The following is a 16,048-nucleotide window of genomic DNA, read 5'->3' on the forward strand; positions in this document are numbered from 1 at the left end:
TCAGCATTGATAATTGCCCCTCACTGGGTAAGGATCTTTGCTGAGTGGTATTAAGTGGTAGCACAAACACCGTGCCCCGAAAAATGTCGATAATATCTACTGTACGTGGGATAGCCAAAGAAGCAAGGCACGATTCCCTTTTAAGGCAATAACCCTCATGTCACATAAACTTAGCAACTTATTGCCACCAAGACGCGGCGACTTGAATTGGAGAAGGGTCGTTAGCATAGGAAACCCAAATAGCCAGGGCGCGTTTTGTGGTTTCTACATGCGTATTGCTAGGCAAAGATAAGCTTGTCTCATATTGAAATGCGCGAGCATTGTCAGTTTCGCTATTTAACACCGCTTTTTTGTAATCTAGCACTACAAAATCATGAGTTAGCTTACGCCCTGCGTTCTCACCTCGCTTTACCGATGTTTCTATGCCAAAACCAAGTAATGCCACGTGAACCGTTAGCGAAGGATTATCCTTGCTGGCGTTTATTTTATTGAACGTCACGTCTATGTTGTCGTTGCCTATCGAAGCATTGAGTACGCCAGACAAAGGGGCGGTGTTGTTCGGTAACGGCTGCCCGCGAAACCAACCGTTCCAAGCGCGGCCATTTAAGGCAAAACCGGGCGTGGCGATAGTGTTGGCTTTACCTACACGCTTGTAGTCTCGTTGCCTTTTACTAAAAGCACTGTCAGCGAAAGGATCTTTCCAACCCAAATAATCCCAGTAGTCCACGTGAAAGTTAATGGGAACCAACTCAGTCCATAATTTTTTGCTATCTACAAACCCTGAAATCCATTTTTCAGCCGGTGGGCAGCTGCTGCAACCTTGGGATGTATAAAGCTCCAAGACGGTTGTTTTATTAGGCGTACTGGTAAGTATGAAAGGCGCGTCTGTTTTTTCGTTGGATGATAAGTTTGTTGTTAGCAACGGCGCAGATAACGGCGCTAATTCAGACGCTGGAGCATTTGCTAAACCTGCAGTTTTGCTCTCATTAGAATGCAGAGTGCGGAAAGCTTTAACTATGGGGTTCTTTGCGGTTTGGCTCGAAGCATTATCTACGTCGCTATTTATAGATGTTGAAACCTTCGATTTTTCCGGCTGTACATTAATATGCCAGTCGTAATCAATAAAGCGAAGCTTGTAGTTGGCAGGGATTGGTTGCTCAATATATAGGTTAATGTACTGGGGCAAATCTTTGGCTTTGCCCGACGCAACAAAGTCCTCTGTGTAGAAGTCTAATATTTCTGATACATACACTCGTTTGCGTTTATCATCCAAATAGAAGTGCTTTGGCTTGTTGAAAAATTCATAGGTAAGCTGTTCTAGTGTTTCATTTAATGACTCTGGGTAAAATGGCGTTTTAGGGAGTCGTGGACAATCTTTCACCATGCAGTTAAGGGCGAAGTGTATTCTTGGTTCGTTAAGCGGCCTTATCACATCATTTTCATAGTCGTATAGATTAGTGACCTTCCCGCCAATCACCACATCCCGAAACTTAAAAAAAGCGGCGCGAGAGAAGAAACTTGTAAAGCTATCCGGAATACCTTTTTCAATCACGCCAAACATTGCCAATGCATTGTAACTATTGATGTGATAGTTCATTACTTCTTCTGGCGAAGTGAATAATTCAGGTGTTGCGGTTGGGCTAGCAAAGCCAATAAAGGTTACAACATTTTCGAGCGGCGCAATATCCTCAGACAAGCCTTTAAAATTAGTTCGCCCTTCTTCATCAACATAATTTGCTAATACATACTCCCAGTCTTGAGTCGCTTGTTTGTAAGCTTGCTTCAGCATAAAAAGCGCTTGGGTTTCAACGTTAGCAGTCATTGAACTTATTTCATTTGGCTTTTCGCTTGCACTTACACTTTGTACGAAAAACAACAAGAAAAACGCTAAAGCCCATGAAACAAACGCCCGTAAAGCGTCACCGAAAGCGCTGTTAAACTTTAGCGAATTAGAATACTGCATGGCTTTTTCCTTATCCTATTTCTGAAGTTTGTTGATTTAAGGGAATGCTATTTGGTCTAGCGCCAAGATCGTTTTTCACCCCGTGAGCTGACTTGTGAGTTAGCTCCTGGTTTAGATCGCTAACTGGCTTACTGATTGATTCATTCGATGACCTTTCGTTGGGTTCGTGAATCGGCTTATCATCGGCAAGCAGTCGTATAGGGATTACGTTATCCTCTCGATAACGCTCTCCCAATGGCTGGTATTGCTTTACCTGCCCGCGATGGTTGGTGTACGAAAGTGGTTTCAATATATGTTCGTCGCGCTCGGCGTTGTGTTTACACATTGATACAGGGCCGTCTGCTGTCATTACCATGAATGAACACGCATCAATTCTGTCCTGCTGCAGCGCACTGGCATCCATAAAGTTTTGAACGAAAAACGACAGCTTGTGCATTCGCCCGCGACTTTTAATTAAACTACTGCGCATTTCTAACAGCTTTAACGATGTTGCTTTGGCGAGCTTCCAAACCCACTGTGGGCGAGCAAGCAGCGCTTTACTGTAATCCCATATAATCTTTGCGGTGCCGTGCTGCCGGGTTGTTTGTATATGCTTAAAGTCTTCAAGAAATTGCGCAAACAATTGCGCGTCATCAACGACAGAATAGACTTGATTATCGGCAACTAAAGTGGGCATGTAGCTGTGGCAATCACTATGGCCGATACGTACCTTTTCCCACGGCAACGCTTTGGAAATTGTTTTCTCAATGGCCGCTTTAACGGTAAGCGGGTCGACCACATCCGTTCGGGCGCCCCACTCTCCTCGGCCGGTTTCAGCTTGTAGCTGAAAAGAGGCAAAACTTACCGCATCTGCGTGCTGTACAAAAAAATCCACCAGCATGGGCAGTTCTTTGAAATTGTCGGTATGTACCGTGGTGTTAAAGATAACCATAAGGCCCAGGCCTTTGGCTCGCTCTAGGTACTCTTCACGAATAGCATTTAACGAATGCTCATCATCATAACCTTTGCGCTCTTGGGTGGTGTCTACGTGAAATGCAACGTCGTTAAGCCCAGCTTCGGCAAGCTCAGTGAGCAGGCCCCTAGTGGCAGCAATACCGTTTGTAAATAGCGCCGTATGTAGGCCAAGTTGATTTGCATAGGCAACAATATCGATAAGCTCGCTGCGTTTTCTTAACGTAGGGTCGCCCCCAGTAATTTGCACGCTGGTTCCAGGCCCGTAGTGTTTAAGCACATTGTCTAATCGCTTGAACACTTCTTGAATGGGAATATCACGAACTGCTTGCGAATGCTCTGACAAATAGCATAAGGTGCAATCAAGATTACATTTTTGCGTGATTTCAACAGCAACACAGCCAATGGTATGCGTTCGCCCCAAAAGTTGATTGGGAGTAAAATGTTCGCCCATTCGCTTTCGTGTAAAGGCAAGTTGTTGATTTCTTGTGGTACCAGGGGAGCACGTCATTTCAATGTGTCTTTTTCAAACTACTCAGTATCAACAAAGACCTTTTACACTTAAAAATACTTTCAAGGCATGGCGCTTTTTTGCACTAGCCACATTGTTTTATTGTGTAATAAGTCATGCAGAAGTTAGTGAAGCAAAGCTCGGTTTAGCTGCGCCATTGAGTGCGTTCGAAGAAGTTAAAAGCCTTGTTTTTTCTGACCCTTACTCAAACCTTCCGCAATATGAGGTGTCGCGTAAACACTTTGATGTTAACGGCGAAAATGTACTGTTGAAACACGCTCAAAGAACCCTTTCATCAAACGCAAATTTTATCGAATTAGACACCAAACATAAGCTACTTCAAGCCAACGGAATTTGCTTTGGCGGTATTTGGAAGGTGAATCAAAACAGCCCTTACTCTGGCCTTTTTCAAGCGGGTACAGAGGTTCCTATTATTGTTAGGGCTTCAGTCAGTTTAAGCGGAACAAAACAGCAAGATAAGCGTGCTTTTGGTATGGCAATTAAGCTCTTCCCCAATGCCCATAGTGCACTTACTGAGAACATATTTCTTATGCACTCCCTTGGCGGTACAAAAACAAAGCATGTTGCAAACCTGCCTATGACTAACGAACCAGCGCTTGGTGAGCTGCCGCCCTTTAGCCAATTGCTTACCGCCTATCGACTGGAAAGCGATCTTGAGAAAGCCGATAAAGCGTTTAGCGGTAAAAAAGCCAATGCGCGGTTTAGACCCGTTTCTCATTTAGCCGCGGTAAAGGTTGGTGATGCACATCTAAGGCCGGCGCAGCATACAAAAGAAAGTACGTCAGAACTGAGCATTTCAGCGCCAATTACTTCTAAAGAAATCAACATAAAGCGCGAGCTTGAAGTAAAAAGCAAAGCTGATACACAAACCGAAATACAAGGACCTCACTGGCTAAGAGCTGCATTAAGGTCAGATACACCGCTGGTAGACGAAGATGATTTCAGAGATGAGTTATCGTTACAACATTACCCCAATAAGACACTGACTTGGAATATTTTTGCCGCCGAGTTTAATAATGCAGGAATAGACAAAGCGCATTGGCAAGAAATTGGCGAAATTATATTAACCGAGTCGGTTGTTTCGCTTACCTGCGATACAAAGCTTCACTTTAATCACCCCGCAATCAAATGACGTTGGATAATTCCGTTTAAACAGATAAACCTCACGCTAGACGGTTTTTACTGCCTGTCGAGATTACCGTATAGTATGCGGTGTATTTAACGTTTTGTTTTAAGTGTTGTTTCATGTCCGCTTCCTTTCGCAAAAACAGTCGCAAGTACAGTCGCAGTATTCACTTGTGGCTGTCGCTGGTTATTTTTATCCCTGTGATCATTGTTATCGCTAGCGGCTTGTTATTGCAGGTTAAAAAAGAATTCGACTGGATCCAACCGCCTACGCAAAAAGTGCAAAAAGGCCAAAATAGTGCGCCAACGCTGCCCTTTGAGGGAGTGCTTGATGCTGTAAAACAGGTGCCTCAGGTTAACTTTAATACGTGGGACGATATCGACCGTTTAGATGTTCGTCCCGGAAAAGGCATCATAAAAGTACGCGGCAAGAACCATTGGGAAGTGCAGCTTGATGCCCAAAGCGGTGATGTGCTTCAGGTTGCCTACCGACGCACAGACACTATCGAAGCCATTCATGACGGCAGCTGGTTTTTTGAAGGCGCCAAACTATGGCTATTTCTACCCGCTGCCCTTCTACTTTTTGTGCTGTGGGTAACCGGCCTTGTCATGTTGTACACCACCCTGAAAAGCAAATATCGAAAAAAGAAATACCGCCAGCCACTTAATAACTCATAGTTGGTAAGTGATGGCTAGCTGTACACTTTCCCCTTGAGCGAACGCGGCTTTGTCATCAGCGCTGGTGTAATAGTGTTGGTTAGTGAGGTTACTCCAGCTTGCTTGAAGTTGCATATCCTCACCTAACTGCCAGTTCGCGCCAATATCTAGGGTAAAAACGTCGCTAAGGGCTCGTTCGCCGTCTGCAATGTCTGACTTACTAGCCCGATAGCTTAGTACCGTAAAAAAGCGCGTGGCTTGCCAATTAACACCTACATCCAGGCGCTGATTGTTTGCCGGTATATCTGCAATGGTGTTGCCCAAGTTATCTTCACCGCTAATCCACATGCCACTAAGTCGAGCATCTAAGATGCTGTCTTGTGATTGCCAGCTAACCTGATAGCTTGCGCCTTCTATGGTTGCACTATCTAAATTAGCGTATTGAAGTACATCTTCAGCAACTGTAGTACGTTCAATATAGTTATCAATTTGCTGATGAAACACTTCAATTGAGCCCTGAATATGCCTTGCGCTATAGGCCAGGGTTAGCTGTTTATTAAGGGCTTGTTCGGTTTCAAGCTGAGTACTACCCAGCACCGTACCTCGAGGCGTTTCCCCAGCAAAGAAACGCTCAGTTAATGATGGGTTTCTAAATGCACTAGAAACATACACGCTAGCCGACCAATAGGGAGAGAGCTGATAATTTGCGCCCAAATAGCCACTCAAATTTGTGGTTGATTGCGACCTACTAGGCTGGGCATTATTAGGCTGGGTTGGGCTGGCACCTGAATCATCAGACTGTCGCTGCCAATCAATCCTTGCCCCCATGGCAACGGACCAGCGTTGCCATTGATGTGAAGCATCAACAACGGCTGCAGTATTAATCTCGCTAGCGTCCAGAGTACGCACTTCATAGGCAAGTTCTGATTCAAATGCGTTTGTTATCAAGCTGGGCAATGAAGAGTTAAGCGATGCGCTTTCGACTGGGGTTAAAGTGAATTCTCTCTCATCTGCCACCACACCTTCACGACCGGATAACTGAAACTGCCAGTTTAAATCCCAACCTTTGAATTGCGTAACTGTATTGATATTGAAACCATAATCAAACGCTCTGTTTTCGCTGTCATTTATCCTGCTTTCTGGTCGCAACACCGAGGTATCTAAGCTTGATTTATGCCACCAAATATTCCCAGCAAATAGTTTATCTTCAAACGCTATTTTGCCAAGCCAATGGGTATTATTTGGGTAGGTTGTTATTCTGCTTTCAGGATAATCACTGCTGGATTTACCAATGTCGTTGTTGTTTGAATATAGTGTCCAGGCTTCTTTTATAATGCTATTTTCAGGTCTGTGCCTAAGAAACAACCCTGTTTGTTCAAATTGATCAAACAGCGGGTTTCCGTTCGCATCCTCACCGTTATTCGCGCTTCTGTATGAGATATTCCAATCTGTAATGCCTGAATTGTCTGTGCCGTTTGCGCCATTTTTGCTGCTATCGGCAGCACTGGTTCCGACATAACTCACGGCTTTCATCTGCTGATTACTGCTGTAACCTACTCTCAAATAGGACTCTTTGAGTGATTCGAGCTGTAAGTTCACCGCGCCGCCAATAGCGCCCGAGCCTAGATAAGTGGAAGCTGCGCCCGGTAATACGGTGGCTGACGAAATAAAGTCAGGCGGAATAAAGCCTACACTTGAACCTGCGCGCCTATCGCTAACAATAGGCACGCCATCAAGCAAGGTTTGAATTCGCCATCGCGAATACCCTCGCACACTAATACTTTGTATCTGTCCGCCCTGCCCGTTTAACGATACTGACGGCGATTGAAGCAGCACATCATTGGCATGCAAAGGCGAAACAAGACTACTTTTATCAAAATCATATTGTGGAAATATGCGTGAGAGCGCTTCGTCATAATAGGGGCGTGTGGCCGTTACCGTATAGCGTTCAACGCTATTGGAGGGTTCGCTTTGAGCAAAACTCGGTGTCGATAAAAGCGATAGCAAAAACGCTGCAAAAAAACGCGGCGAGCATATAAAAGGCGAAGTCATAGATGCAGGTAAACCTGATGAAATTTCAAAAAACATTGAAGAACGTGGAGCTGGAAAAAAAGAAAACAATAAAGGTCTCACTAACCGATACGTACGAATGATAGGAGTACGGACCGAAAAATTTGGTTAAAAATGAAAAGAAAGGCGCGGCAGTAATGCTACTGCCGCGTGCTAAGCCCAACTAGACTAACAATTAGACTGAAAATCAGGCTAGTCGGCCGCTATTTAGCGATTACAGGAAGACCTGTTGTCCACGGTCCCCCAGCATCAACCACAGCTTGTTGCAGCTTAGGTACAGCGGTATTTTGTAAAGTACTGATGCGTGTAACTACGCTATCTAGGCTATCTTGAGCATAACCGAGCTGGTCTTTGTGTTGCTGTGTAGGACCATAAGATGAACCTAACGCAGAACGAGCATAGCGCAGGCGACTCATGATATTCGCTGGCTTAATGCCCATTTTATCGCGTGATTTAAGACCGTAAAACGCTCTGTTCACTTCGTTTAACTCGTCTTGAATCGCAGCAAATTGGGCTTCAAGTTTTGCCACATCATTTGGCGTGCGGTCAATAGCTGTGCGCAATAGAGCCATTGTATCTTTAAGCTGCGTCAGCACTGTCGTTGAAGAAAGTGCACGTTTTTGCGCTGTGCTTACCTTATCTGAATAAGCAGCAATTTCTTCATAAGTAGCACCTTCAAGCGCCCCCTGAACAATAGGCTTAAGTTCAAACGATACAGGCTCAGAAAGTGTCGTTACCGTAGCACCAACACGCTTTAACAAGGTAGCGGTATAGGTACCTGGCAGCGCCATCAAACCTCTATCTTTACTTTCTTTATCCGTTAGCGGACTCGTCGATGTATGCTTCATATCCCAGGTGATGCGATGCAAGCCTTTCTTTGCTTTACCCTCGACGCGCTTAATAACGTCTCCGTCGCTGTCGCGTACCTCAACATAGACTGCTGGCGCTGCTTCTTGGTTCTCTGCTTCCACAGCTTCCCAGCTAGGGTATTTAGGGTACTTCTTATCCTCTATTAACTTCTTCTCAGCTTCTTGGCGTTTTTCTTTTGCCGTAAGCAAGCTGTCTTTCAGATAATAGGTGAAGGTTGCACCATGCTCAGGGTTTTCGGCAACAAAGCGGTCGTCGCCGTCAGAGTCTGTGTGATTTTCATCTAGCTGGAACCATTTAACTGGGCGGCTAGGGCCAAACAAAATGGCGTCTTGTTGCATAGACTTTTCAGTTAATGAACGCAGCGGCGCGTAGTCATCAAGAATATAAATACCCCGACCAAAAGTACCAACCACAAGGTCATTCTCTCTGCGCTGTATTTTTACGTCGCGGGTTGAAATGGTCGGCATACCACCGTCTAACTCAACCCAGTCTTTACCGCCATCTACCGAGAAAAACACACCAAACTCTGTACCTATAAAGAGCAAGTCTTTGTTCACATGGTCTTGCACAATACGCCAAACTAGGTGCTTCTCAGGCAAGTCTTCAGCAAGTGATGTCCAGCTTTTACCCAAGTTAGTTGATTTAATAAGATAAGGCTTGTAGTCACCATATTTGTGGTTATCCAGCGCCACATATACGGTATTTGGGTCGAACAAGTCAGCGCGAATATCATTCACATAGGAATTGGCAGGAATGCCTCTGATATCGTCTAACTCAATCTTTTTCCACGATTTGCCGCCGTTGGTTGTAACTTGAATAATCCCGTCATCTGTACCCGCCCACAAAATATTCTCATCTACCGGGCTTTCAGCAAAGTTGGCGATGGTGTGGAATTCGGTCATGGCATATAAGTCCCAACCGGCCTCTACTGACCACGTGCGCCCCATTAATGGCGAGTGCATACGATTGCCGTTTTTCGTTAAATCGCCTGATACTGGTGTCCAGCTGTCACCGCGATCATCACTTCTCCAAACTCGCTGCGAAGCAAAGTAAATACGAGCAGGGTCGTGAGCTGAAACATTTATCGGCGCGTCCCAGTTGTATCGTTCTGCCGGGTCGCCTGGAAGTGGCTGAGGCTTAATGTATACGCCTTCACGGGTTTTCATATCAACGCGGGTCAAGTTACCCTGCTGCCACTGAGAGTACATAATATCAGGGTTGCCTGGTTCTACCGCTGGGCCGTGTCCGTCACCACCTAAGGTCAAGAACCAATCTTTATTCTTAATCCCTTCTTCTCGCATAGTGCGTGAAGGTCCACCTTGGGTAGAGTTATCCTGTGCACCTGCGTAAATTTTGTAAAAAGGCTTTGAATCATCTGGCGCAACTTTATAGAACTGGGTCAACGGCAAATTAGCCATAAAGCGCCAGTTCGCCATTCTGTCGTGAGACATATAAATACCGCCATCAGACCCCATTAAAACAAAATCCGGATCGGTAGGGTGGAACGCCATGGCGTGGTCGTCCACGTGCTTGCGCTTAGTATTAATAGGCGTCCAAGTTTTACCGCCGTCGTCTGACACTTTACTGTAGTTGCTGGCGATATAAACACGGTCAAACTGATGCTGGTCCGCGAAAATTTCTTGATAATAGTGAGGGCCAGTACCGCCACCTACTTCATCAGACATTTTAGTCCAGCTAGCGCCCTGATCAGCTGAGCGATAAAAGCCCCCGCCGCGATTATCAGTTTCAATGGTGGCATAAATAACATCTGGGTTCATGGGCGAAATAGCCATGCCAATTTTACCCATGTTACCTTCGGGTAAACCTGTTTTAAGTTCGGTCCAGGTTTCGCCACCATCGTTAGAAGTATGAATACCTGCACCTTCGTTTGTGCCCACGTAAGCGCCAATTGAACGCTGACGTGCCCACGTTGCTGCATAAAGTTTATCTGGATTGCGCGGGTCGATAAGTAAAGATGTTACGCCCGTCCATTTATCAGCAGGCTTAAGCACTTGCTTCCAGGTTTCTCCCCCGTCGGTCGTTTTATACAAGCCGCGCTCGCCGCCGCCACTCCACAATGGCCCTTGGGCAGATACCCATACAATATCTGGATTTGTAGGGTGAATAATAATGTCAGAAACGTGCTCTGACTTCTTCAGACCCATATTCTTCCAGGTTTGACCGCCATCTAGCGATTTATATACACCGTCGCCAAAGCTAATATGACGTCCACCATTATTTTCGCCCGTTCCCACCCAAATGATATTTGAGTTACTTGGCGCAATGGTCACGTCACCAATGGAATAAACAGGCTGGTCATCAAAAATAGGCTCCCAGGTTGTGCCAGCGTTGGTAGTTTTCCACACGCCGCCAGAACCTACAGCGGTGTACCAAGTAGATGGGTCGTTCTGGTCAATTGCAATATCGGCTATTCGGCCCGACATATAAGCAGGTCCAATGTTTCTAAGCTCCATTGCCTTAAACGTTGAACTGCTGAAGACTTCATTCTTGTCGTTTTTATCTGCGTAGGTGGGTGAGCATGAAAGTGCAATTGACACCGCAACAGCCGCTTTAAGAAGCTTTTTCATTATTGTTATCCAGTGTGTTTGATAGGGCTCAAAACCCTTTTTTAATTTGTAGTACTATCACTCTATAGCATTACTAACAAATGCTTAAAGTTACAATGTAACATACGACCAACTGCCCATTACAAAAGTTGAAAATATTGTGCACAGACTTAACATTACTTAATATTTTGTTGGTCATTAGCCAGTGCATTTTTCAAAAGTAGTTTAGTCCTACCGACTCAACCTGTACATTTATTCAACAAATCGTATATTATCCAATCTGGAAGTTTGTTTTACTATTCAGGGCGTCAGCCTAAGAATACTAATACTGATTCACAGGATTCAAATAGACACGAAAAAGCTTAAAGGCTCGAAGGGAATACATAAAAATAATATGCGGATTAGACATCTAACAATTTTACTCGTCGTTGCCAGCGTTCTACTTAGTGCCTGCACACCTTCACAATCTACAAACAAAATTCTGATCAGTGGTCCTTTTGAACCAGTCAATAACGATCCGGCAAGTACTGGCTACATGTTTACACGAATGCAAATTCTGGAAACTCTCATAGACGTGGATAACCAAGGTCAGCTTATCCCAGGACTTGCTAGCTCATGGTCAAATGATGAGGACTTTACTGTTTGGACATTTAATTTACGTCCTGATGTGTATTTTCATGACGGCACATTAATGACCGCCGACGCCGTCTACAAAAGCCTTTCGGTCGCGTTTGGTAAACCAACGCCATTTTCAAAAGATATGATCGCCAACATGGAGGTGCTATCAGAATATTCTATCAAGTTCACCTTGAACCAAAGTTACCGTCCTTTCCCTTCCCTGTTAAGTAATTATGCAACTGCGATCGTGGCACCTGCAACCTTCGGCAAGTTCAATCGAATTAAAACCTTAATAGGTACAGGCCCCTATCAGATTACGCACTTTGAACCACCCCACAATATTACAACCACACGCTTCGACAATTATTGGGGCGAGCCCGCTGTTATTGAAAACGTTGAGTACGTAACGGGACACCGCTCTGAAACGCGGGCGCTTATGGTACGAACGGGGCAAGCAGATATTGTGTACAACCTCGACCCTGCCGCGGTTAGCATGTTGCGCACTGACTCTAACGTAAACGTGTTTAGCGACAGGATCCCTCGCACCACTTTAGTTAAGTTAAATAGCGGCCATCCTATCCTCTTAGATGTAAAAGTAAGGCAAGCATTGAGTTTAGCGATTGACAGAAAAGGCATTGCATCTGGCGTAATGCGTATATCGAATATCTCTGCTGATCAGCTATTTGGCCCAAATATTCGAGACTGGCATATTCGTTCTACTACAGATATTGCTACCAATACTATTTCAATGAGTGACGCTGACAATAACCCAACAATTAATAATAGTGTTGAAAATGGCGACTTATTATTTAACAGGAAAAAAGCGGAACAACTGCTAACCGACGCAGGATGGTTAGTAGGTGAGAATGGAGTGCGCTACAAAGATGGCTCACCTTTAACGCTGGATATGATTACCTATGCCAATCGCCCAGAACTCATTACCATTGCCACGGCAATTCAAGAGCAGTGGGCTAGCATTGGAGTGAAGCTCTCTGTCCATATGGAAAATGTAAGTGCCATTCCTTCAGGGCATGCTGATGGTACATTGCAGACTGCACTTATGGCGCGTAACTTTGCTAACATCCCAGACCCTCTCGGTATAATGCTGGCTGACTTTTCTTCAAAAGAAGGCGGAGATTGGGGGCCAATGAACTGGCAAAATGAAAAAGTGTTTAGTGATTTAAAAACCTTAAGTCATACCACGGATGAACACGCTTACAAATCGTTGATATCATCAATTATGCAAGAAGTCCAAAAAGACGTTCCTCTCATCCCCGTTATGTACTATGTACAGCAAACGGCTACATCTAGGCGACTTAGAAACTTCAGCTTCGACCCTTACGAGCGCTCTTTTCGTGTATCTCAAATGAGAATAACCCCATAATAATGAGAAAGATCCTACTTCAACGGCTGCTTCAAGCTGTACTGATGGCGTGGAGTGTAGGCACACTCACATTTATTATAACCCGTTCACTACCTGGAGATATGGCTTACAAAATAGCGGCTGGCCGCTACGGTGACGATGCGGTAAGCACAAGCGCCGCTAACGCCGTAGCAGAAGAACTTGATCTGCACAGAAGCGCTTTCGAACAGTACGTAAGCTGGATGACTGATTTAGCCTCTCTGGATTTAGGCAAAAGCTTGGTCACGGGTGCCCCCATTGTTGTTGAGCTACAAAATCAGCTTTCTTACACCCTTGTTCTCGCTGGACTCGCTATTCTGGTATCCGCATTAATTGCGTTTCCTCTGGGAATTTATAGCGGCATCAGAAGCGCTCGAAAAAGTGAAAATACTCCTAAAAGCCGTGCTTCTCTTTTTGATAAAACAACATTAGTGTTCTCCACGTTCGTGCGCTCTCAACCGGTCTTTTGCTTGGGGCTAATTCTCATCTTTATTTTTGCTCTAGAGCTCAACTGGCTACCGGTTGCGGGCTCTTCTGGCTTTGTCTATACCATATTACCTGTAATGACCTTAGGGTTAAGCCTGGCCGCTATATCAAACCGCGTAATTCGCAACAGTACTGTTAATGCGGTTCAGTCGGGTTATTTCCATTTCGCCAAGATCAAAGGGTTAAGCGCTCTAGAGGCGTTTAGGTGCCATGCGCTTCCAAACATTGTTATACCTGCTCTAGCCTTCATGGGCATTCAGCTTATTGGGTTGATTGAAGGCGTAATTATGATTGAAAGCCTTTTTGCTTGGCCCGGCATAGGACACGGACTTTCCCATGCTGTCTTTGCCCGCGACATCACTATGTTACAAGGCACTGCTTTGATAATGGGCATGTTATTCGTATTGGTCAACACACTTGTCGATTTAAGTCAGTATGCACTCGACCCAAGGGTGAGGGAAAATCGAGGACATGGCCAATGAAGACACCCGCCTTACCTGTTGAAAAAGTGATTGGCTTTTCACTTTTGATGCTGCTCTTATTACTTGCGTTGGGCGAGCCTGTTCTATTGGGAACAAACGGTAATCAACAAAATTTAAAGCAAGTGCTCGAAGCCCCAAGTGCGCAACATTGGTTAGGTACAGATCAGTTCGGACGCGACATGTTAGCCAGAATCTCAGAGGGTCTGCGCATATCACTTTCTCTCGCTGCACTGTGTGTACTAAGTTCATCAATCATTGGCGTGCTAACGGGCGTAATTGCAGCGTGGTGTAGAGGTTGGGTAGATACGACGTTGAATTTCATTGCCAATACAATATTGGCGCTCCCCGGACTGGTACTTATTCTTCTTTTCGCGGCGCTATTACCCGGCTCTTTCATTATGCTGTATTTAGCCATTTCCTTAGTACTGGCCGTCGAGTACTTCAGGCTGGTACGTGCTATCACTCTACCAGTAGTGACAGGCCCTGCACTCGAAAACTCTGCGCTAATGGGTTTTCCAAAACGTTATTTATTTAGTAAGCATATATGGCCCGCCATTCGACTAGACGTGTTATCACTTGCTGCTTTTGGTGCCTCATCCTCAATTATCGCCATGGCATCGGTGGGCTTCGTTTATGTTGGTTTAAAACCACCCAGCCCTGAGCTCGGGCTGATGATAGTTGAGCTTTTTCCATACTATCACGAAGCACCTTGGCTGCTCGCACAACCTATTTTCACCCTATTCGTTCTCGTACTGAGCTTTCACTTACTTTCTGCGAAGAGTGACAAAACACCTCGTTTAAATAAGTTCATTTTTGACAGCAGTAGACTATCAAAGAGTGATGCATTGGAGCGCAAACTGTGAGCCAATACATTGCTATTGAACATTTATCAATTTACGCGCAAGACACCATTATTGTAGAGGATCTATCACTTAACCTTGAACAAGGCGAGACACTGACTATATTGGGTGAAACCGGGGCAGGTAAAAGTCTGCTAGCGCAAGCAATTATGGGCGACTTACCGTCTGCACTGAAGGTTACGGGAAATGTTCTGGTAAACGGTGTTGATATGCTTCGTGCGAACCGACGTGAATGTGAACAATTGTGGGGGCGAGACATTGTTATGCTGCCGCAAGAGCCATGGCATTCTCTAAGCCCAATGATGAAAATTCGCCAGCAAGTCGCCGAAGTTTTTCGGTTTACATTAGGTAACGGTGCTCGCGAAGCACAAAAGAGTGCGAAGACACAGCTAGACAACCTGGCTCTTAAAGACGACAGTGATAAGGTCCCTTCTCAACTTTCCGGTGGAATGGCACAGCGTGTTGCTTTTGCCTGTGCATCAGCGACTAATGCACCTTTATTTCTAGCCGATGAACCCACAAAAGGGCTAGATCCTGGACGCAAACATCATATTATTGAGCAACTAAAGCAAAAAGCTAACGACGGTACGCTACTTACCATTACGCACGATGTTTCAGTGGCAGAGGCACTGGGTGGTAAATGTATGGTGCTCAAAAACGGGAAACTGGTTGAAACAGGTGATACCCGCAAGATACTGTCCTCCCCGTCTTCAAACTATACCAAAACCCTTATTGCGTCGGCTCCGCAACACTGGACGGCTACAACAAAAAAAACGCATAGGTTTGCACCGCTGGTATCGGTGAATGACCTCACAATTGTGAGAGGTAACCATACACTATTTACTGGCCTTAGTTTTTCTTTAGGGGAAGGCGAAATTGTCGGGCTTTGTGGTGATAGCGGCAGTGGAAAAACGTCTCTAGGTGATGCTCTACTTGGGCTTCTACCCTATCAAGGCAATATTGCGTTTCATACGCTTTTACACCGTTATCAAACCCTAAAGCTATATCAAGATCCCCCCAGTTCATTTGCCGATCACACTACGCTTAAATCATTGATTGATGACGTAATAAAGCTTCACAATGTGTCTAAAAAGCGTGCTGATTTGCTTTCAGCTCAACTAGGCCTTAACCAGCAATTGTTTGAGCGCAGCGCCTCTGAAGTAAGTGGAGGTGAGCTTCAACGCATTGCATTGCTGCGCGCGCTGCTACTAAGGCCCAAGCTACTTATAGCTGACGAGCCAACATCTAGGCTAGACCCCATTACAAGTAAGGCAATTACTCACTTACTTGTCGATCAATGCAGAGAAGAAAATTGCACGGTGCTCTTTATCAGCCACGACAGAACACAGCTAGAAAAAGCCTGTGACCGCGTCATAGACCTTCAGACTCTCACAACATCAAAAGCCGTTATATAACGGCTTTTGGAAGACAAGATTCAGGGCACTTTCGTGTATTTATACGCAAA

At 45.2% G+C, this 16,048-nt stretch carries 10 protein-coding genes; 6 read left to right on the plus strand and 4 right to left on the minus strand.

Going from position 1 to position 16,048, the window contains the following annotated elements:
* Positions 1 to 178: 178 nt before the first annotated feature.
* Positions 179 to 1,963: a DUF1223 domain-containing protein gene (locus ACXAFM_RS03930; RefSeq protein ID WP_474827095.1), complete on the minus strand. Its 1,785-nt coding sequence runs from the start codon at positions 1,961 to 1,963 to the stop codon at positions 179 to 181.
* A 10-nt stretch (positions 1,964 to 1,973) separates the two neighbouring features.
* Positions 1,974 to 3,425: a radical SAM protein gene (locus tag ACXAFM_RS03935; RefSeq protein ID WP_474833458.1), complete on the minus strand. Its 1,452-nt coding sequence runs from the start codon at positions 3,423 to 3,425 to the stop codon at positions 1,974 to 1,976.
* Between the two features lie 4 nt (positions 3,426 to 3,429).
* Between ACXAFM_RS03935 and ACXAFM_RS03940 the strand changes: the two genes are divergently transcribed.
* On the plus strand, positions 3,430 to 4,578 hold the full coding sequence (locus ACXAFM_RS03940) for a hypothetical protein (protein ID WP_474827099.1): 1,149 nt from the start codon (positions 3,430 to 3,432) through the stop codon (positions 4,576 to 4,578).
* Between the two features lie 113 nt (positions 4,579 to 4,691).
* Positions 4,692 to 5,249: a PepSY domain-containing protein gene (locus ACXAFM_RS03945; protein ID WP_474827101.1), complete on the plus strand. Its 558-nt coding sequence runs from the start codon at positions 4,692 to 4,694 to the stop codon at positions 5,247 to 5,249.
* Here the strand turns inward: ACXAFM_RS03945 and ACXAFM_RS03950 are convergent.
* The gene (locus ACXAFM_RS03950; protein ID WP_474833460.1) at positions 5,244 to 7,316 is read right to left on the minus strand and encodes a TonB-dependent receptor; all 2,073 of its coding nucleotides are present in this window, start codon (positions 7,314 to 7,316) and stop codon (positions 5,244 to 5,246) included. The genes ACXAFM_RS03945 and ACXAFM_RS03950 overlap by 6 nt on opposite strands.
* 185 nt (positions 7,317 to 7,501) lie before the next feature.
* A complete protein-coding gene (locus tag ACXAFM_RS03955) occupies positions 7,502 to 10,756 on the minus strand; it encodes a WD40/YVTN/BNR-like repeat-containing protein (RefSeq protein WP_474827104.1) in 3,255 nt (1,084 codons plus the stop codon).
* 373 nt (positions 10,757 to 11,129) lie between these two features.
* On the opposite strand from ACXAFM_RS03955, the gene ACXAFM_RS03960 reads away from it, so the two are divergent.
* Genes ACXAFM_RS03960 through ACXAFM_RS03975 form a run of 4 tightly spaced genes read left to right on the plus strand, consistent with a single transcriptional unit; the run spans position 11,130 to position 15,998 of the window.
* The gene (locus tag ACXAFM_RS03960) at positions 11,130 to 12,737 is read left to right on the plus strand and encodes an ABC transporter substrate-binding protein (protein ID WP_474827106.1); all 1,608 of its coding nucleotides are present in this window, start codon (positions 11,130 to 11,132) and stop codon (positions 12,735 to 12,737) included.
* Positions 12,738 to 12,739: 2 nt separating this feature from the next.
* Positions 12,740 to 13,723, plus strand: coding sequence for an ABC transporter permease (locus ACXAFM_RS03965; protein WP_474827108.1), 984 nt, complete (start codon positions 12,740 to 12,742; stop codon positions 13,721 to 13,723).
* Entirely contained in the window at positions 13,720 to 14,586 is an 867-nt protein-coding gene (locus ACXAFM_RS03970) for an ABC transporter permease (protein WP_474827110.1), read from the plus strand. Before ACXAFM_RS03965 ends, ACXAFM_RS03970 begins: the two co-directional genes overlap by 4 nt.
* The gene (locus ACXAFM_RS03975; protein ID WP_474827112.1) at positions 14,583 to 15,998 is read left to right on the plus strand and encodes an ABC transporter ATP-binding protein; all 1,416 of its coding nucleotides are present in this window, start codon (positions 14,583 to 14,585) and stop codon (positions 15,996 to 15,998) included. The genes ACXAFM_RS03970 and ACXAFM_RS03975 overlap by 4 nt, the downstream gene beginning before the upstream one ends.
* Positions 15,999 to 16,048: the final 50 nt, after the last annotated feature.

The sequence above is a fragment of the Alteromonas sp. ABD4_190 genome, assembly GCF_056160105.1.